Source organism: Selenihalanaerobacter shriftii, from assembly GCF_900167185.1.
GTDB lineage: Bacteria > Bacillota > Halanaerobiia > Halobacteroidales > Acetohalobiaceae > Selenihalanaerobacter > Selenihalanaerobacter shriftii.
Window position 1 is genome coordinate 236,405 of the sequence record NZ_FUWM01000003.1, and the last position, 18,900, is coordinate 255,304.

Sequence of the window (18,900 nt, forward strand, 5' to 3'; positions counted from 1 at the left end):
TCGTTTACTGAAGATTAATTCCTAACATTCCACCAATAAACCCAGTTACTGTTCCAATAGCCAACATACCTCCAACTCCTACGGCTGATAAATTCTCTACCCAAAAAGTACTAATAATAAATATAACTGCCATATGACTAAGTCCAACTAAGCTACCATTTAACCATCCTTTCTTCTTAACTTCACCACCAGTTAAAAAAGAACCAACTAAAATAGAAATATAGTTAAAGATAATCAATATTCTTTGAACTACAATTTTATCAAAGTTAGCGAAAGTTATTATGAGACCAATTAAAATACTTCCTGACAATAAAAGGCCTAAACTAATCAATATTCCCCTTGATACACTTTGCACTTTTAACGATGTTTCATTAGCATTACGATCTTTAGCCATAAAAAAACCTCCTATAGAATATTTTATTATAAACTATTCATAAGAGGAAGATTTATGTTTATTTTATTCAACTTTATCTAAAAAAGTTCTAATTCTTTCTCATTTAAAGCTTTAATTTCTTTAAAATCTGTTAAATTAAGTCGAACAGGTGTAATAGATATTTGTTTTTGATTAATAGCAGTTACATCGGTACCTTCGTCATTGCCTTCCTCTACAATATCACCTGCTAGCCAATAATATACCTCTCCTCGAGGGTCAAACCTTTCATCAAACATATTAGTATAACTTCTATTTCCTAATTTAGTAATCTTGACACCTTTTAATTCATCTTTATCTAAAGAAGGTATATTAATATTTAACAATACTTCTGAACTTAAATCTTTTTGATTAAGATTTTGTACTAAACCACTAATAAATTCAGCAGCGTAAGTAAAGTTCCAATCTTCATAGGTAGCTAAAGAAACCGCTATAGAAGGAATACCTAATAACAACCCCTCAAAACCAGCTGAAACAGTACCGGAATATAAAACATCACATCCTAAATTAGGCCCACGATTAATTCCCGAAACAACAATATCTGGCTTCTCATCTAAAATAGCTTCTACTCCTAATTTCACACAGTCTGCAGGCGTTCCGTCAACAGCTAAAGTTTTTGAATCAATATCCTCAAAATTCATTTCCTTAACTCTTAATGGTCGATGCAAAGTAATAGCATGACCAGTAGCACTCTGTTCTCTATCTGGTGCTACGACTATTATTTCATGCTTATTTTCTTTTTCCAAAGCTTTAACTAAATACTGAATACCATCTGAATAAATTCCATCATCATTAGTAACCAAGATTTTCATTTTTTCTCTCCCCTTTATCTTTTTCTATATCCATGCTGTATTTTAAGCATTAGTTAGTGTAAACTAGTTTAATTAATGTAATTCTACTTTATAACAATTATTTAAGATTGACATCTGAAATGATATAAGTTATACTATTCATTGTCGCAACAGAAAATAGTATACTTTTCGGAGCGTGGCGCAGCCTGGTAGCGCACCTGGTTTGGGACCAGGGGGTCGAAGGTTCAAATCCTTTCGCTCCGACCATTGTGGACCCATAGCTCAGTTGGTCAGAGCACTCGGCTCATAACCGAGTAGTCCTAGGTTCGAATCCTAGTGGGTCCACCATTTCTTTAAATACATGATAATAACTTAGAGCCTATAATATATAAGGCTCTTTTCTAATTTACCACACTAAATAAATAATCATAACTATTATTAAATTCCAGGTAGCATGAGCAATAATATTTGTATATAAAGATTGACTAATTTCATAAATAATAATTAACCCTAATCCACCTAAGGCAGTAGCTAGAAAAGTCCATAAATTCAGATGAGCTATTCCAAATATACCAGAAGCTAATAATGCTCCATTAATAACTCCTAACCTATCTTTCAAATACTGGTATAATATCCCTCTAAAGAAGATTTCTTCAGTAATTGGTGCAATTATTACTATCAATAAAACATATGTTAAAAAGACAAATTCATTTTGACTATTAGTTAACTTAGATATTATCGATTGTGGTGGCATATTAATATTTAATAACTCCTCAACTAATCTTTGCAAACCAAAATTAGTTAATATAACGATTAGACAAATTAATACCCCTCCTATTATTCCTAAACCTAATATTCTATCTAAAGGTATTAATCTAAATCCAAAAGATTTTAAAGATAGATTATATTTAAAGGAAATAATATACCAACTTAATGCTAACATAGTGACAAATTGCAATAGATTAAGTAAAATTGATTTATAAAGCATCAAATTAGGATAAATTGTAGCTAAATAATCTAATAATAAATTTAATAAAAAACCACAACTAATAGTAATACTTAAAGTAACTAAAATCATAAATATAATATCTTGCCCATTCCAAATAACATTAATAGGTTCTGCTTGGTTCCTATCCATCTATACTTCACTTCCTATCATAATATATGAAAAACAAAATATATGAAAAACAAAAGGATATATTTAGGCTAATTCTAAATATATCCATAATTAAATCTGATTTTTTAAATTTAAAAAACTATTCAGAATTTAATTTAAATTCTTTCTCTATCACTTCACCTTGTTGACCAAAAGGACCAAATATTTTACCATTAGAAATAACCTTAACACCTGCAGCATTAGCAGTCAAAACTTTCATTCTCTGATCAGCATGCCAACTCTTCTTCTCGCCACTATTCAATATTTTTTCACAAACTACTTTCCCATCTATAACTACTTTAACCCAAGATGATTCTAATGCTTCAATAGTAACATTTAATTTTTGAGCCAATGATTGTGATTGATTAATCTGGTTTGTTTCATTACTATTTGTCTCTTTTTGAGCAGAACTAATTTTATCCTTCTTTACTTTTACATCTTCTTCATTTAATACTAGTTTTTCTTTCTTTACTGGATTTTCATTTATTTTCCGAACTTCTTTAGCTAGTTTAACTAAAGCTCTACTACGATATAAACCGAAAACTATAAGTAAGACTAATACTGTAATTGCTGTTGCAGTTACTACCCTTGTCCAATTGTTCTTCACTCTATTCTGTACCTTTTCCATTAAAGAGATTTTTTGATTTTCTTCCTCATTTAATTTATCTAATTCCTTCTTTTGTAAAGCTTTTAAATGATTATAGTCTTTTAAAATTTGACTACCATCAAGACCGACATGATTAGCATACACACGTAAAAAACCTTTAAGAAAAACTTCTTGGGGGATGATATTAAAATTCCCTTCTTCAATTGCTTTAAGATATTTACTACGAACTTTTGTTTCCTGCTGAACTTCTTCTATATCGATTTCCTTTGCTAAACGAGCCTCCTTAATCTTTTGGCCTATTTCTTTCATCTAGGTTACTCCTTCCTTTATTAAATTACCATTTTTCCCAGTTCCCCCTCTTAGTAACCAATTAACTTTACTATCTATATATGAAGTAATCCCTTATACTTAATCTCTCTATTATATTATTTTTCAATGTAAAGAAGATAATTCCTCTATATTTAACAAATATTTAATATGAATAATGTTAAATATCTAATTAAAGTTTAAAATCAAGATTAAGACTCCTATTCCCCAGACATAATAAGCAAAATAATTCAAATTCTCATTCTCTAAAAGTTTCAATAAAAATTTAATAGATAAATATCCAACTATTGTAGAAATAATCATTCCCGTAAACAAAGCTACAGTATTTATTCCTATAACTCCAGCTTGAATAACATCTAAAGTTTCTAATAAAGTCGCACCTAATACTGCTGGAATAAAAATTAAAAAAGAAAATCGAGCTGCCTCTTTCCTGCCTAATCCTAACAAAAGTCCAGCTACAATTGTAGAACCTGACCGAGAAACCCCAGGAGTAATTGCCATCCCTTGCGCAATGCCTATCAATATAACATGAAACCAACTTAAATCTAAAATGCTTTTATTAAACTTTATATCTAAATTTTCAACTAACCAAAGTAATAATCCGGTTACTACTAAAGCAACTCCCACAGCCAAAATAGAACCAAATAAGCTCTCAAAGATATCTTTTAAACCAAAACCTATTATAGCAGTAGGAATTGAAGCCATAATAATTAAAAAACGTTCTTTATTATGCTTAGGATCTAAGCTTAGTAATCTTTTAATATCCTTCCAATAAAAGATTAAAACTGCAATTAAGGTTCCAAAATGTAAGAATACATTATAAATTAACTGTGGTTCTTTAAGTCCCAGTAATCTTTGGAAAATGACTAGGTGTCCTGAACTACTAATAGGCAAGAATTCAGTTATTCCTTGTACTATCCCCAAAATAATACTTTCTAATGTAGACATTAATTTGTCACTTCCTTAACCCTAAAAATTTTACTATCTATTCTTTATTATTCTACGTTAAATATAAATTTTTAATTACTCTCTTTAAAATCTTCCTATCTGCAAATTAATTCTCTATTATAACCTTATCTATAATACTTATATAATCTAATAAAGCTAATCCTGTAGGAACTAACTTGTACTTTTCTTTAGCTATCTCATCATACGGAATACTCTTTCTTCCGCCTTGGCGTTGATGAACCATATACTTATCTAATAATTCAAAGGGTAGATAATATGCTTCATCTAACCCTTTGAACCTAATCAATAAAAAGGCAATAGCACCACATTCATATTGATCCTTTAGATATCTATACTGATGTTGTTTAATATTCTTCAAATCAAATCTAGTATCAACATTAGTCCCTTTAGCATCAAAAACTATAGTCCTACCTTGATAAGTACCTATATAATCCACTGTTGACTTTTTTTCATAAAAAGCACTAGTAATCTTGCCACTTTGTGAATTAACATTAAGTACTTTAATAGGAATCGGTATCTTTTGGATTTTCGCTATCCCTTGTGAATTATAATATTGGTTAGTAGTTTCTAATTCAATTTCTAACTGTTTACCACGGTTAGCATAACTCCTATTATATTTGACCACTATATCACCCCAAATAGCCTTTTAATTGCTTAATACGAGTAGGATGTTTTAATCTATTTAATGCTTTTAATTGAATTTGTCTAATTCTTTCACGAGTTACTCCAAATTCCTCGCCAACTTCTTTTAAAGTTCTTGGTCTACTATCTCTTAAACCAAATCGAAGTCTAATTACTTCAGCTTCTCTATCTGATAGTTGAGTTAATAGTTCTTCTAAATCTTCTCTTAATAACTGCCTGCTAGTTCCTTCTACAGGGTCATCTGCACCATTACTAGGTACTAATTCTCCTAATTCCGTGCTATCATCATCACCTACTAATTGATTCAAAGAAGTTAAATTTTGATCAGTTACTATCTGTAATACCTCTTTTACTTTTTCTAATGATATATCTGTCTCATTAGCTATATCCTCAGCAGTAGGCTCTCTTCCTAACTCATTTTGTAATTTTCCTTTAGTCTTAAATATTTTATTTGTCTTCTGCCAAACATGAACCGGTATCCTAATTGTCTTACCTTGATTAGCTATAGCTCTAGTCACCCTTTGCTTAATCCACCAGGAAGCATAAGTACTAAACCGATACCCTTTATCAGGATCAAATTTCTCTACAGCTGTAATTAAACCTATATTCCCCTCCTGTACTAAATCTTGTAAATCTAAACCTTTTCCTTGGTATTTATTAGCTATACTTACTACTAAACGCAAATTATGTTCTATAAGTTTATCCTTAGCTTCTGAATCACCTTTTTGGGCTCTTTTAGCTAATGAAATTTCTTCCTTTTTTGACAAAATATCATGAGAGATATCTTTATAGTATTGATTAATAGAATTAATCGTATTTCCCTCCTAAACTAATAATCTTAGCTCTTAAATTTAATTTTATTATTTTATACAGTTACCATGTTATCCTTCTTTAAAACCCCCTATCATTCCTGCCTAATTGATGAAGTTAAATAAATTATTATAATTTTCTTACCAAAAATTAATTATAATAAATTACATATTATTATCCATCATGTTACAGACTAACTCATAAATAAAGTTTAAACATAAAGGAGTTGATATAACTTGGATACTTTAAATAAACTAGCACTTATTCTAATAATTGTTGGCGCCTTAAATTGGGGATCTATTGGATTATTTCAATATGATCTAGTAGCTGCTTTATTTGGTGGTCAAGCTTCAGCACTTAGTAGAGCAGTCTATTCCTTAGTTGGATTAGCAGGACTTTATTCCATACTCTTTTTATTTAATGACCAAACTGTTACCGAAGAAGAATAAGGCAAAAGCGACTACCATCATGGTAGTCGCTTTTCATTAAAGTCAATTAAAATTCAATTTCTACTCTATCACGGTCTAACCTTCTCCCATTAGTGTTTACAAAGTATGCACTATAAAATCCTTCTTCTACAAATTGATCTTTTGGTACTGTAACCAAATGATATCCTCTAGCCTTTCGTTCAACTTCTACTGTAATCATGTTATCTTCTAAAGACATATCTACAATATTATATTCTATAGCTCCAATTACTATTTCTTCATTAAAATCTATTCCACTTGGAACTCTAATATCAAATCGTTCTAATATTCTTCGTAATTGGAATCTAGTACTGACAGCAAAAAATCTTTCATCTAATCTTGCTCTATAATTAATCTCATTATCTATTGCCACAGTTTTAAAATCTAGTCCACCTACACCATTCTCATCTCCATCCTCATCTGGACATGGTACAATTAATCTTCGTCCTGGGAATATTAAATCAGGATTGCTAATACTATTAAAGAAGACTAGCTGACTAACAGTTGTATCAAATTCTTGAGCTATTTCAAATAAAGTATCTCCTTGGCTTACTGTATACTCATTGAAACAATCAGGTGGTGGTGGTAAAAGAATTGGTAAATTAATTACCATACCAGCTTGAATCTCATCTGGATCTTCAATATCCGGATTTAACCTTAATAAAGTTCGCACTGTAGTATTATATTTTTGAGCAAGTACGAACAGGGTTTCACCTGGCTGCACAACATGTTGGGCATATCTAATATCTGGAGCAGGAGCTTCCCCTAAGTCATCAATCAATTCATTTAACATATCAATTTGATTCATTTGACATTCCATTAATCGATCAACCATATCATTTAAATCTGGATCAGTAACTTGATTATTTAATTCTCTATATAAAGTCAGCAATGCTTTCTCTCTACTTAAAATCTCTCTAGCTGTTAACAAACCATCCATGCTTTTTCCTCCTTTCACATTTCATTTCTACACTTTATGATATGTTTATGCACTAAAGTACAATCTGTGAATCATAAAATAAAAAAAGACCTTCAAATATTTGAAGGTCTTTAAGAATTTATCGTTTTCCTTTTTCAAATGGTTCACCAACAGCTGCCGGTGGAGTTGCTTTTCCAATAACTCCAGCTAAAGCAATAATAGTAAAGATATATGGAATCATCTGTATAAATTCAGTAGGAATACCCATCCCTTGTAAGCGAATCTGTACTGCTTGAGCAAATCCAAACAATAAGCTAGCTCCTAATGCCCCAAATGGTGTCCATTTACCAAAAATCATGGCTGCTAAAGCTATAAATCCTCGTCCAGCTGTCATTCCTTCTCGAAAACTATCCAATACACCTAAAGAAAGATGAGCGCCTGCTAGACCAGCTAATACTCCACTGATTCCTACACAGATATATCTAAGTTTTTCTACATCAATCCCAACAGAATCAGCAGCATGAGGATGCTCACCTACTGATCTTACTCGTAAGCCAAAAGGAGTATAAAATAAAATATAATGAGCTATAGCAACAACTCCTAAACCTAAATAAACTGTTGGTTTAAATGGGCCCCAATAGGGCAATGCTTGGACTCCATCAGAAGTACCAGAAGTATTAAATATAATATTTAATAGAAAAACAGTTCCTCCAGTAGCTAACATATTAATAGCTACCCCACTAACAACTTGATCAGCATGATATTTAATACTAACTATAGCATGAATCATAGAAAATAACCCGCCAAAAATTAATGCACCTATAATTCCTAACCAAGGACTTCCTGTAAAATAACTAACAACTACCGCTACAAAGGCTCCTGCTAACATTAATCCTTCTAGTGCAATATTAATAATTCCGGCACGCTCAGAATAGAGTCCTCCTACAGCAGCTATCATTAGAGGTGTAGCCATTCTTAGAGTTGAAGCTAAGGTTTTTAAATTAAATATTTCTGATAAAATATCCATTATGCTACACCTCCTTTACTTTTATTAGGAATAAACTTTCTAAAGAAAGCATCAGCTGCTACAAAGAAGATAATAATGGACTGAATAATAGTTACTAGATCAATCGGCACTCCGGCAGACATATTCATAAAGGTTCGTCCATTAGCTAAAGCCCCAAATAGAATACCAGCTAATAAGATTCCTGCTGGATGATTTCTACCTAATAAAGCAACAGCAATTCCCGTAAAACCATAACCTGGTGAAAAACCTTGAATATAATAGTGATATAATCCTAATGCCCGTTCTGCTCCTCCTAAACCAGCCAAACCACCACTGATTAACATAGCTAAAACAATATTTTTTGGAGCACTAATACCGCCGTATTCAGCGGCATCAGGATTAATCCCTACCGCCCTAATTTCATATCCAATAGTTGTCTTCCATAATAAATAATAGATAAATAATAATACGATTAAAACTATTATAAAACCTAAATTCAAATAAGATCTAATATTCAAAATATTAGAGAAACGCCATAAGTATGCACTTGATTCAATTGGAGGCGTCTTAATCTGACCAGGATTCGCTAACACTTTTAAACTTATATATGCTACTAAAGCATAAGATATATAATTCATCATAATTGTCGTAATTACTTCATGAACACCTAAAAAAGCCTTTAAAACTGCTGGAACTGCAATCCATAAGGCTCCAGCTACAACTGCTGCAGTAATAGCTAAAGGTAAATGTAGTATTAAAGGTAACCCTTTAAATGTACCAACCCATGCTGCTGCTATCCCCCCTACTAACAATTGACCTTCTCCGCCAATATTAAATATTCCACATCTAAAAGCAAATGCGACTGATAACCCAGTCAAAATCAATGGTGTAGCAGATAATAATGTGTCAGCAAATCTGTTTAAATTTCCAAAAGCACCTTGCAAAAGTGCAGAATATGTGGCAACAGGATCATATCCAAAAGCTAATACGATCACTGCCCCAATAATAAATGAAAAGATAATTGCTAAAACTGGAATCAAAAGTTCAATAGCAAGTGATTTAAAATCAATCTTATCTAGCCCCATTGTAGTACCTCCTATCGCTTAATTTACTTCTTCTAGACTTCCTCCAGCCATTAAGATACCTAACTTTTCCTCAGTAGCTTCATCAGCATCAACAATTTCTACAATTTCTCCCTCATACATAACTGCAATTCGATCACTTAATGACATTACTTCCGGTAGTTCTGCCGAAACTAGTAAAATAGCTTTTCCTTGAGCTCGTTGTTTAAGGATTCTCCGATGAATGAATTCAATCGCTCCAACATCAACTCCTCTAGTAGGTTGAGAAGCAATTAAAAATTCTGGATCTAAATATAATTCTCTGGCAACAATAATTTTTTGTTGATTTCCTCCAGATAAAGAACGAACCAAAGCTTCTTTATTTCTAGGGCGAATATCATATTCTGGAATTAAATGTTTGGCATGTTTATTTAATTCATTAAAATCTAAATTGATCCCTTTAGCAAATGGCTTACGATAGTAATATCCTAACACTAGATTATCTTCAACAGTGTAATCTAATACTAAACCATGTTTATGTCTATCCTCAGGAATATGAGCAACTTTAGCCTCTTGAATATTTCTAGCAGATTCATTGTAAAGACTTTTTTCATGTACAGTATAATCTCCACTAATTGCCTCTCTTAATCCACTTAAGACTTCAACTAATTCTGTTTGACCATTTCCTTCCACTCCTGCTATTCCTAGAATTTCACCTGAGTGAATCTGAAACGAAACCGAATCTAAAGCCGATATATTCTTTTCATTAGTAACAGATAGATCATTAACATCTACTACTACTTCTCCTAAATCAACCTCTTCTTTCTCTACTTCTAATAATACTTCTCTACCTACCATCATTTTAGCTAAACTTTCTTGTGTAGCCTCTTCTGTATCAACTGTTCCTATTGACTTTCCTTTTCTTAAAACTGTAATACGATCTGAAACTGTTAAAACTTCTTTCAATTTATGGGTAATAAATATAATTGATTTACCTTGCTTTGTTAATGAATTCATAATTTTATATAATCCTTCTACTTCTTGAGGAGTCAATACAGCAGTTGGTTCATCTAGAATTAATATTTCAGCACCTCGATATAATGCTTTTAAAATTTCCACCCGTTGCTGCATACCTACTGGTATATCCTTAATTTTAGCAGTAGCATCAACCTCTAAGCCAAATTTATCTGATAATTCATCAACCTCTTTAATAGCTTCTTTGATATTGATTCTTAAACCTTTAGTTGGTTCAGAACCCAATACTATATTTTCAGCTACTGTTAACGTCGGTACCAACATAAAGTGTTGATGTACCATTCCAATACCACGTTCAATGGCATCTTGAGGATCATCTATATCCAATTCTTCTCCTCTATAAAAAATTTTACCTTCCTCAGGAGTATACATACCAAAGAGAACACTCATTAAAGTTGATTTCCCAGCTCCATTTTCACCGATTAAAGCATGAATTTCTCCTTGGCACAGATCTAAATTAACTTGATCATTGGCTATAACTCCTGGAAAACGCTTAGTAATATTCCTCATCTCCAGGATTTTATTCAACTAAATTACCCCCTTCATTATTAATATAAATTATCAATTTGTGAATATTAAGTATTAATAACAATGATACCCAAATAAATAATTACTAATGAATAAAGTAGTTATTAGGGGAATTCCCCTAATAACTACTTTGCCTACTAAAGTTATCTTATATAGATATAGATCTTACTCTTGACTTTGCTTTAAATAATTAGGTACCTCGATTTCACCAGAGATAATCTTCTTTCTAATATCCATGATTCTTTCTTTAATATCTTCTGGAATTCTATTCTTCATTTTCTTGATATCTTCTACATCTTCTTTAGTAATATCTCCTAACTTCTGAGCTGATTTAACTGTAGGACCTACCCCAGTTAATGGTGTTAAACCTACACCTTCCTCTTCTAAACCAAACTCCTGAACTCCTGCTTGGAAATTATCATTCTTAACAGCTTTAACTGTTTGATATACAGCATTATCTACTTGCTTTAACATACTAGTTAAAACAAAGCCAGGCTGCACCCAATCTTGGTCTGAATCAACTCCAATAGCATAATTACCTGTTTTAGCAGCAGCTTTAAATAATCCACCGCCAGTACCACCAGAAGCATGATAAATAATATCTGCACCATTGTCATATTGAGATAGTGCAATTTCTTTTCCTTTAGCTGGGTTATTAAACGCTGATGGAGAAGTTCCAGCATAAGCAATCTTCACCTTTACATTAGTTCCTTCTTGCTTATTTATATACTCTACTCCGGACGTATAACCTAACTCAAACTTATGAATTAATGGCATATTCATTCCGCCTAAAAATCCTACCACTTCTTCATTATTAATCCCTTTAACTTCTTCATGAGTAGTTAATAAAGCAGATAAAGCTCCTGCTAAAAATGAACCCTCATGCTCTTTAAAAGTTAAAGAAGCTACATTATCACGTTTGACAACATCATCAATTAAAGCAAATTTAGTATCCTTAAATTCCTTAGAAACCTTATCTACTGCATCCTTTTGCATAAATCCAACACCAATTACTAAATCATAACCATTTTGTGCTAAAAATCTTAATCCTTTTTCTGCTGCTGAAACCTCTTTCGGCTCTATATATTTATATTCAATATCGAATTCTTTCTTAGCTCTCTCTAATCCACGAATAGCTGAGTCATTAAAGGACTTATCACCTTTACCTCCGCTCGATAAAACAATACCTACTTTGAAGTTTTCCCCTTGCTCATTTGGTACACCTTCTTCAGTTTGATTACCCCCACCAGCACAACCAGCTACTATAATTCCTAACATTAAAATAGTTACTAATAATGCAGTGCTTCGCTTAAATTTAAACATTAAATTACCTCCTAGTTAGAATTTTATTAATTCACAAATTAAGTAAGTAGGTTAATCTTTTATCAATTTTAAGTCATATTCACCCCCTATTAACTTCGTTTCCTTACTACGTGAAATCTAAACTTATCACTTCTAAAATAACTCTCTGAATATAGTATTGGCCTATCTTCAGCATCATAATGCATCTGCTTTAAAAGTAACAAAGGAACTCTATCATCACTAATTCCTAAAATCTTATTTACTTCATGGTCAATAGTAATTGGAATAACATCGGAAACAGCATGAGTAATAAATATACCACATTTATCTTGTAACAATTCAAAAATAGAACCATACAAATCCTCATGATCGACCATATCTGTTAATACTTCTTTTAATAAATAATCATTACAATAAGCAACTGGCTCCTCATCGGCAGTCCTAATTCTTTGAATATTTAATAGCAAACTACCTTCTTTGGTATCAAACCTTTTTGCTAATTCACCATTTGCTTTTATATCTTCACTATCTAAACAAGTAGTCCCGGCATTTAAACCTAAGTCCTCTATCATTTCAGTTAAACTAGATAATTCTTCAATGCCACCTTCAAACCATAATGAATCTTCTTTAATAAATGTCCCTACACCATGCTTCCTATTAACTTTACCTTCTTCTAGTACTCTCAATCCTTCTCTCAAAGTAGCCCTGCTCACTCCAAATTCTTCAGCAAGCTTGGATTCAGAAGGCAATTGATCACCTGGTTGATATATGCCATCTGCTATCAATTCTTCAAGCTTATTTTTAACTAATATATATAATGGTCTAGAATCCTGTCTGATTAGACTCATTTTCTATCCTCCTAGCTACTTATTTAACACCTAATTCAAGCTCTATCTTTTTTTAAAGTCTATAAGTAATTTTGATTTAAACCAATTTTCAAACAATTTAAGTTAACTGCTAGACGTCTAACATCTAACAACTACCATTATAATACCAAACCTAATTTTAAATGTCAAGTAATGTCTATAACATAAAGAATAGTGAGAATTGCAGACTTACTATCATCAATCTAATTTCAACTTAAAATCACTCTGATAAATCTAAATTTTGAGTACGAAGGTCAGCCACTGCATCTGTTATCTTCTCATTTAGATTTATAATATTCTGATTTACTTCTTCTATATTTTGTACTAAATTACTAGACTTATTGGCTAAATCTTTTACAGCACCAGCAACTACTGAAAAACCTTTTCCTGATTCTCCAGCATGCGCAGCTTCAATTGAAGCATTAATCGCTAACATATTTAAATCACTGGTCACTTTTTCAATCTCCATTACTGATTTATTGACATCTCGTGAATTTTCTCCAATATTATCATGTACTTCTACTAAATGATTGGTTACAGTTTCCAATAGTTCCTGTTGAGAACGTTTATATTCTTGGATAATATTAAAGAGTAAGAAAGAAGCATTACCTGTAATTACATTTACTTCTGATCTCTTATTCTCTTCAATGATGGCTAAAACTTCTTTAGAACCCGTAACTTCTATGATTAAATCAATCTCTCTTGCTTTAATCACATCCATAATTTCAGTAGTAGTCTTAACCCCTTCTTCTTTAGCTAATAAGATTGCTGGTGCATCTACATCTATATCTGCTATACAATTAACTTTAATAGAATCCATAGATAAAAATATTTTTAGTAATTCTTCGCCTCCAGTGCCGCCACCAATAATCCCTATTCTTACTTTTTCTAAACTCATTTATCTATCCTCCTATTACTACTATTAGATATAATTATTCTACTCCTGAATCAAATATATCCTCTAAATCTTCTTCACTAATCAAAACTTCTCTAGCTTTACTACCTCGATGTTCACCTACAATCCCTTCTTCTTCCATAGTATCTATTAATCTAGCAGCTCTAGTATAGCCAATCCGTAATCTGCGTTGTAACATAGATATGGAAGCTCTCTTATCTACTACTAAATGTACCGCTTTTTCATATAATTCATCTTTATCTTCTGTGTCTATAGTAATATCTTTATTCTTAATTTCAGCAATCTTTTCGGCATATTCTGGATCATCTTGTTCCTTTACATACTTAACCAAATTCTTCACTTCCTGCTCTGAAATGAATGCCCCTTGAATTCTAGTTGATTTTTGTGAACCTACTGGTGAATATAACATATCACCTTTACCTAATAATTTTTCAGCCCCTCCAGTATCTAAAATAGTCCGAGAATCTGTCTGGGAGGAAACCGCGAATGAAATTCTACTAGGTATATTAGCTTTAATTAATCCAGTAATTACATCTACTGAAGGCCGCTGAGTAGCTATGATTAAATGAATTCCTGCTGCTCTAGCCATTTGAGCTAAACGGCAAATAGCATCCTCTACTTGATTGGCTGCTACCATCATTAAATCAGACAATTCATCTATAACCACTACCACATAAGGCAGTCTTTCATCAGCTTCATCTGAATATTGCCTATTATAACTTTCAATCCCTTTAGCACCACTAGAAGCAAATAGTTCATAACGATTCTCCATCTCTTCTACTATCCATTTAAGTGCAGTAGCGGCTTTTTTAGCATCAGTTATTACTGGAGCTATTAAATGAGGTATCTTATTATATATAGATAATTCCACCATCTTAGGGTCAATGAGCATTAATTTAATATCATCAGGATTACCTTTATAAAGCAGACTACTAATAATTGAATTAATACAGACACTCTTACCAGATCCAGTAGCCCCTGCTACTAATAAGTGAGGCATCTGTGCTAAATTAGCTACTATTGGTTTCCCTGCTATATCCTTACCTAAGGCAACACTTAATTTAGATTTAGAGTTCTTAAATTCTTTAGTATCCAATATTTCTCGTAAATGAACCATAACTTGTTCTTGATTAGGCACCTCAATACCAACGGCTGCCTTTCCAGGAATAGGTGCTTCAATTCTAACATCAGCTGCTGCTAAAGAAAGAGCAATATCATTAGCTAAATTAGATATCTTACTTACTTTAACACCTGGAGCCGGTTGAATTTCATAACGTGTAATTGTCGGCCCATAGCTAACATCTACCACTTTAGCTTGTACACCAAAACTACTTAAAGTCTCCTCTAATAATTTAGCGTTAGCCTGATTAACATCAGCACTATCTACTACTTCAATAGATTGAAGTAATGATAATGGCGGAAGTGTATATCCATCTGCATCCTCAACTGCTATCTCATCAGCTGAACATTCTGGTTCCCCTATATTCTCTTCATTTGTTTTATTTATCTCACTTGTTTCATCTTTTACTTCATCATTAGTCAATGAAGAGGATAATTGATTAGAGTCCTGCTCATCATCAACTGAAGTTTCTTCTTCTGGCTCAATTAAAACTTCATCTACTTCTTCCAAATCTTCTACATCTTCTTGTCGTTTTATTAATTTCTGCTTCAATTTGCTAAACTGTAACTTTTCTTTTAAAGTACTTATGAAATTTATAATCTTCTCTTTTATATTTCTTATTATAGTAACTAAAAACAAATTAGTCATTAATAAAAAACCAACTAAACTTAAAGCACCTAAGATAACATAAACCCCAATTTGTCCTACAGCTTGTCTCAATATGTATAAAGTTCCAGCACCAATTATTCCGCCACCTTTACCTTTTAAAGCTATCTCAAATTCAGTACCTGGCTGAACGTTTACATGTAACATTGTAACTCCTGCCAAAGCCAGTAAAAACAGACCTACTCCTCGAACAGTAATTTCAAATTCTTCTGATTTTATTAAACCAATCCCCCATAATAAGAATACCATAGGTAAAATATATGCTCCATCTCCTATAAAACGCTTAAATCCGGTGGTTAATACCTCTCCTATTAAGCCTGCAACTTCAAAATAAAAATTAAACCCTAATATAATAGCTAATACAATTAAAAATATTCCTAATAATTCATTATTTCTCTCTTTATATATTTTAATTAACACGGATTTCAATTTTACCACCTCACCTCCTGTATTCTATATTAAATTAAAATAATCCTGCATTTAAGTAGTTATGTATAAAGTCAAATCATTTCTATTAATTAATTTAAATATAATAAAGAGAAATGTGTACACACATTTCTCTTTATCTTTGTTATCAATTATTCAGATTTTAAGTCTTCTAAAACCGAATGAGCAACTTTAGTAGCTTGATCACCTATATGTTCAACAGCCTGTAAAATTTCTAAGAAAACAACACCTGAAACCGGTAAACAATCACCAGCATTTAAACGTCCAAGATGAGCATTACGATAATCTGCTTCTAAAGTATCAATTTCACCTTCTAGTTCTAAGATCCACTTTGCCTTTTCAACATCTAATTCTTCTAATGCAATTATCGAAGTATCTATGATATTCTCTGCCTTTGTAAACATATTCTTAACATCATCTTTCCCTTGCTCAGAAAATTCTAATTCATGTTCAATCTTATATTCTGCTAATTCAATAATATTTTCAGCATGATCTCCCATGCTCTCAACAGCATCTGCTATATTCAAAAAACCATTTAACCTCTTAACATCCTCCTCAGCTAAAGAATGATTTGATATTTCAGCTAAATAAGCCACAATACTATGTTCTAAATCATCAATAATATCTTCCTTTTTTTGAACTTCAGCTATAATATCCTCATCTCCATTTAAGAAAGCCTCTCCTGCTTGAGATACTGATTCTTTAGCTAACTTAGTCATTCTAATTAACTCTTTATTAGTCTGGTCTAAAGCAACACCTGGAGTTTCTAACATTCTCTTATCAATATATTTAGTTCCTTCTTCCATCTTCTCTTCTTTTTCTGGAATTATTTTATTAACTATTTTAACTATAATCCCTACAAACGGTAACCAAATAAGAGCATTCAAAATATTGAATGCTGAATGAGTATTCGCTAACATTCTATTAGCACTTATTTCCTGTCCAAAATAATGAGAAATATTAATAAAGAATCTTTCTAATACCCCTGGTAAATCAGGAATTACATATAATGCTACAATAAAGACAACAGTTCCTATTACATTAAATACCATATGTGCTAAGGCTGCACGCTTAGCAGTAGAATTAGTGCCAATACTAGATAATAAAGCAGTAACAGTAGTTCCTATATTATCACCTAGTAAAATTGGAACTGCCATCTGATAACTAATAATACCTGTTGACATCAACCCCATTAAAATACCTATACTAGCACTACTACTCTGGACTATAACCGTTATTAAAGTCCCTAAGATTACACCTAAAATTGGTGAAGCTCCAAATTTAGCCATAACATCTAAAAATACTTGAGAATCACGTAAAGGCTTCATGGTATCTTTCATAGTACTTAATCCTAAAAATAAAATACCAAACCCTAGAAAAACTTGTCCAATATTTTTAGTCTTCTGCTTCTTTCCAAATAGATATAATGCTGCACCAATAGCTATTGCATGAAAAGAATAATGAGTTAATTTAAAAGCAATCAACTGAGCTGTAATTGTTGTACCAATATTAGCTCCCATAATAACACCAATTGACTGCTTTAAATTCATTAATCCAGCATTTACAAACCCAACCACCATCACAGTAGTCGCACTACTACTTTGAATAATAGCTGTTACTCCGGTTCCTACTAATACTCCTGCTATCCGATTAGTAGTTAGCATTTCTAAAAGTTTTCTTAGTTTCCTACCTGCTGTCTTCTGTAACCCATCTCCCATCTGTTTCATCCCATAAATAAATAAACCTAAACCACCTAATAATTTAAATACCATTTCTACCGACAAAAGATCCCACTCCTCTCCAAACTATTTAGCCACAATTATTATAACATACAAAAGTTATGGATGCTAGTTTAAAAAAAGAATTAATTAAATTATTCACTTATCTTTTTTACTATTTCTATAAATTTATCAAAAAAGAAATAGAATAAAACAGCATTAATTAAATTAAAAATTGTATGTCCATTAGCTATCTGCCTTACAATTTGATTACTCGTTAAAGCCACTAAATATGAAAAGGGAGTTACTAAAGGATAAAAAAATATTACACCTAATAAGTTAAAAATTATATGCCCCACTGCCACCTGAATTGCCTTTAATGACCCATTAACTGATGCTATGACAGCTGTAATACAAGTTCCTATATTACTACCTAATAATAATAAAATTGCTGTAGGCAATTGAATTAATCCCTCTTTACTCAAAGTTAAAATCACTCCTATAAAAGCACTACTACTCTGTAAAATAGATGTCCCTAAAGTACCACTTAACAACGCTAAAAAATTATTATGAGATAGATTTATGATAAACTTTAAAAAAAATTCTGTATCCTTGAGAGGAGTTAAAGCATCACCTAAGAAATTTAATCCTAAAAAAATCAAGCCAAAACCGATAAAAGTTTTGGCTAAAATTAACCATTTATTTTTTTGTCTATTATAGATTCGATAAATTAAATAAAAGACTAATCCAATTAAAAAGAACAACCAAAAATTATCTTCTAAATTAAAAGAAATAATCTGTCCAGTAATTGTAGTTCCAATATTTGTTCCAATTATCATTCCTAATGCCTGAGCTAAACCTAATAATTCGGCATTTACAAAGCTAATAATCAAAACAATAGTAGCACTACTACTCTGCATTAAAGCAGTTACTAATATACCACTTAAAATACTTAATAATTTTGTTCCTGTAATATATTTCAGCAAATACCTACTTTGAGTGTTAACCCTATCTTGTAATCCTACCTTCACTACATGCATCCCATATATGAAAATAATTAAACCACTTATTAAATATAAAATTGTTAATAACATTTAATCTTTCTCCTCTTTTTCCA

18 protein-coding genes and 2 tRNA genes are annotated in these 18,900 nt (G+C 31.7%); 3 read left to right on the forward strand and 17 right to left on the reverse strand.

Going from position 1 to position 18,900, the window contains the following annotated elements; genetic code table 11:
• Window positions 1-4: 4 nt before the first annotated feature.
• Window positions 5-394: a TIGR04086 family membrane protein gene (locus B5D41_RS01135; protein WP_078808758.1), complete on the reverse strand. Its 390-nt coding sequence runs from the start codon at window positions 392-394 to the stop codon at window positions 5-7.
• A 77-nt stretch (window positions 395-471) separates the two neighbouring features.
• Entirely contained in the window at window positions 472-1,242 is a 771-nt protein-coding gene (surE, locus tag B5D41_RS01140) for a 5'/3'-nucleotidase SurE (RefSeq protein ID WP_078808759.1), read from the reverse strand.
• A gap of 169 nt (window positions 1,243-1,411) precedes the next feature.
• On the opposite strand from surE, the gene B5D41_RS01145 reads away from it, so the two are divergent.
• Window positions 1,412-1,488, forward strand: a tRNA-Pro gene (locus B5D41_RS01145).
• Window positions 1,489-1,492: 4 nt separating this feature from the next.
• A tRNA-Ile gene (locus B5D41_RS01150) sits at window positions 1,493-1,569 on the forward strand.
• Window positions 1,570-1,627: 58 nt separating this feature from the next.
• On the opposite strand, the gene B5D41_RS01155 is transcribed toward B5D41_RS01150, so the two are convergent.
• The 5 genes from B5D41_RS01155 to B5D41_RS01175 form a co-directional block, all read right to left on the reverse strand.
• Entirely contained in the window at window positions 1,628-2,359 is a 732-nt protein-coding gene (locus B5D41_RS01155) for a CPBP family intramembrane glutamic endopeptidase (RefSeq protein ID WP_078808760.1), read from the reverse strand.
• Window positions 2,360-2,477: 118 nt separating this feature from the next.
• A complete protein-coding gene (locus tag B5D41_RS01160) occupies window positions 2,478-3,293 on the reverse strand; it encodes a helix-turn-helix domain-containing protein (protein ID WP_078808761.1) in 816 nt (271 codons plus the stop codon).
• A 186-nt stretch (window positions 3,294-3,479) separates the two neighbouring features.
• Complete coding sequence (locus B5D41_RS01165; protein ID WP_078808762.1) at window positions 3,480-4,259, reverse strand: undecaprenyl-diphosphate phosphatase; 780 nt, start codon at window positions 4,257-4,259, stop codon at window positions 3,480-3,482.
• Between the two features lie 106 nt (window positions 4,260-4,365).
• Window positions 4,366-4,905 carry a Holliday junction resolvase RecU gene (locus B5D41_RS01170; protein WP_078808763.1) on the reverse strand — a complete coding sequence of 180 codons (540 nt, stop codon included), beginning with the start codon at window positions 4,903-4,905 and terminating at the stop codon, window positions 4,366-4,368.
• Window positions 4,906-4,909: 4 nt separating this feature from the next.
• Window positions 4,910-5,734: a sigma-70 family RNA polymerase sigma factor gene (locus B5D41_RS01175; protein ID WP_078808764.1), complete on the reverse strand. Its 825-nt coding sequence runs from the start codon at window positions 5,732-5,734 to the stop codon at window positions 4,910-4,912.
• Between the two features lie 234 nt (window positions 5,735-5,968).
• On the opposite strand from B5D41_RS01175, the gene B5D41_RS01180 reads away from it, so the two are divergent.
• Window positions 5,969-6,181: a DUF378 domain-containing protein gene (locus tag B5D41_RS01180; protein ID WP_078808765.1), complete on the forward strand. Its 213-nt coding sequence runs from the start codon at window positions 5,969-5,971 to the stop codon at window positions 6,179-6,181.
• Between the two features lie 46 nt (window positions 6,182-6,227).
• On the opposite strand, the gene B5D41_RS01185 is transcribed toward B5D41_RS01180, so the two are convergent.
• From B5D41_RS01185 to B5D41_RS01230, 10 genes are all read right to left on the reverse strand, one after another.
• On the reverse strand, window positions 6,228-7,139 hold the full coding sequence (locus B5D41_RS01185; RefSeq protein ID WP_078808766.1) for a LysM peptidoglycan-binding domain-containing protein: 912 nt from the start codon (window positions 7,137-7,139) through the stop codon (window positions 6,228-6,230).
• 118 nt (window positions 7,140-7,257) lie between these two features.
• Window positions 7,258-8,145, reverse strand: a complete 888-nt coding sequence (locus tag B5D41_RS01190; protein ID WP_078808767.1) for an ABC transporter permease — start codon at window positions 8,143-8,145, stop codon at window positions 7,258-7,260.
• Window positions 8,145-9,209, reverse strand: a complete 1,065-nt coding sequence (locus B5D41_RS01195; protein WP_078808768.1) for an ABC transporter permease — start codon at window positions 9,207-9,209, stop codon at window positions 8,145-8,147. Before B5D41_RS01195 ends, B5D41_RS01190 begins: the two co-directional genes overlap by 1 nt.
• An 18-nt stretch (window positions 9,210-9,227) precedes the next feature.
• Window positions 9,228-10,748 carry an ABC transporter ATP-binding protein gene (locus B5D41_RS01200; protein ID WP_078808769.1) on the reverse strand — a complete coding sequence of 507 codons (1,521 nt, stop codon included), beginning with the start codon at window positions 10,746-10,748 and terminating at the stop codon, window positions 9,228-9,230.
• A gap of 165 nt (window positions 10,749-10,913) precedes the next feature.
• Window positions 10,914-12,071, reverse strand: a complete 1,158-nt coding sequence (locus tag B5D41_RS01205) for a BMP family lipoprotein (protein ID WP_078808770.1) — start codon at window positions 12,069-12,071, stop codon at window positions 10,914-10,916.
• An 89-nt stretch (window positions 12,072-12,160) separates the two neighbouring features.
• The gene (locus tag B5D41_RS01210; RefSeq protein ID WP_078808771.1) at window positions 12,161-12,898 is read right to left on the reverse strand and encodes a GntR family transcriptional regulator; all 738 of its coding nucleotides are present in this window, start codon (window positions 12,896-12,898) and stop codon (window positions 12,161-12,163) included.
• A gap of 238 nt (window positions 12,899-13,136) precedes the next feature.
• Complete coding sequence (locus tag B5D41_RS01215; protein ID WP_078808772.1) at window positions 13,137-13,814, reverse strand: methyl-accepting chemotaxis protein; 678 nt, start codon at window positions 13,812-13,814, stop codon at window positions 13,137-13,139.
• Window positions 13,815-13,848: 34 nt separating this feature from the next.
• Entirely contained in the window at window positions 13,849-16,038 is a 2,190-nt protein-coding gene (locus tag B5D41_RS01220) for an FtsK/SpoIIIE family DNA translocase (RefSeq protein ID WP_234983861.1), read from the reverse strand.
• 158 nt (window positions 16,039-16,196) lie between these two features.
• Window positions 16,197-17,849, reverse strand: a complete 1,653-nt coding sequence (locus B5D41_RS01225; protein WP_078808773.1) for a Na/Pi cotransporter family protein — start codon at window positions 17,847-17,849, stop codon at window positions 16,197-16,199.
• Window positions 17,850-17,938: 89 nt separating this feature from the next.
• A complete protein-coding gene (locus B5D41_RS01230; RefSeq protein ID WP_078808774.1) occupies window positions 17,939-18,877 on the reverse strand; it encodes a Na/Pi cotransporter family protein in 939 nt (312 codons plus the stop codon).
• Between the last annotated feature and the right edge of the window lie 23 nt (window positions 18,878-18,900).

Coding starts and splice junctions, on each gene's coding strand:
- B5D41_RS01185 (WP_078808766.1), bottom strand. CDS start 7,139: ATGGATGGTTTGTTAACAGCTAGAGAGATTTTAAGTAGAGAGAAAGCA.
- B5D41_RS01165 (WP_078808762.1), bottom strand. CDS start 4,259: ATGTCTACATTAGAAAGTATTATTTTGGGGATAGTACAAGGAATAACT.
- B5D41_RS01230 (WP_078808774.1), bottom strand. CDS start 18,877: ATGTTATTAACAATTTTATATTTAATAAGTGGTTTAATTATTTTCATA.
- B5D41_RS01190 (WP_078808767.1), bottom strand. CDS start 8,145: ATGGATATTTTATCAGAAATATTTAATTTAAAAACCTTAGCTTCAACT.
- surE (WP_078808759.1), bottom strand. CDS start 1,242: ATGAAAATCTTGGTTACTAATGATGATGGAATTTATTCAGATGGTATT.
- B5D41_RS01155 (WP_078808760.1), bottom strand. CDS start 2,359: ATGGATAGGAACCAAGCAGAACCTATTAATGTTATTTGGAATGGGCAA.
- B5D41_RS01135 (WP_078808758.1), bottom strand. CDS start 394: ATGGCTAAAGATCGTAATGCTAATGAAACATCGTTAAAAGTGCAAAGT.
- B5D41_RS01160 (WP_078808761.1), bottom strand. CDS start 3,293: ATGAAAGAAATAGGCCAAAAGATTAAGGAGGCTCGTTTAGCAAAGGAA.
- B5D41_RS01205 (WP_078808770.1), bottom strand. CDS start 12,071: ATGTTTAAATTTAAGCGAAGCACTGCATTATTAGTAACTATTTTAATG.
- B5D41_RS01210 (WP_078808771.1), bottom strand. CDS start 12,898: ATGAGTCTAATCAGACAGGATTCTAGACCATTATATATATTAGTTAAA.
- B5D41_RS01215 (WP_078808772.1), bottom strand. CDS start 13,814: ATGAGTTTAGAAAAAGTAAGAATAGGGATTATTGGTGGCGGCACTGGA.
- B5D41_RS01195 (WP_078808768.1), bottom strand. CDS start 9,209: ATGGGGCTAGATAAGATTGATTTTAAATCACTTGCTATTGAACTTTTG.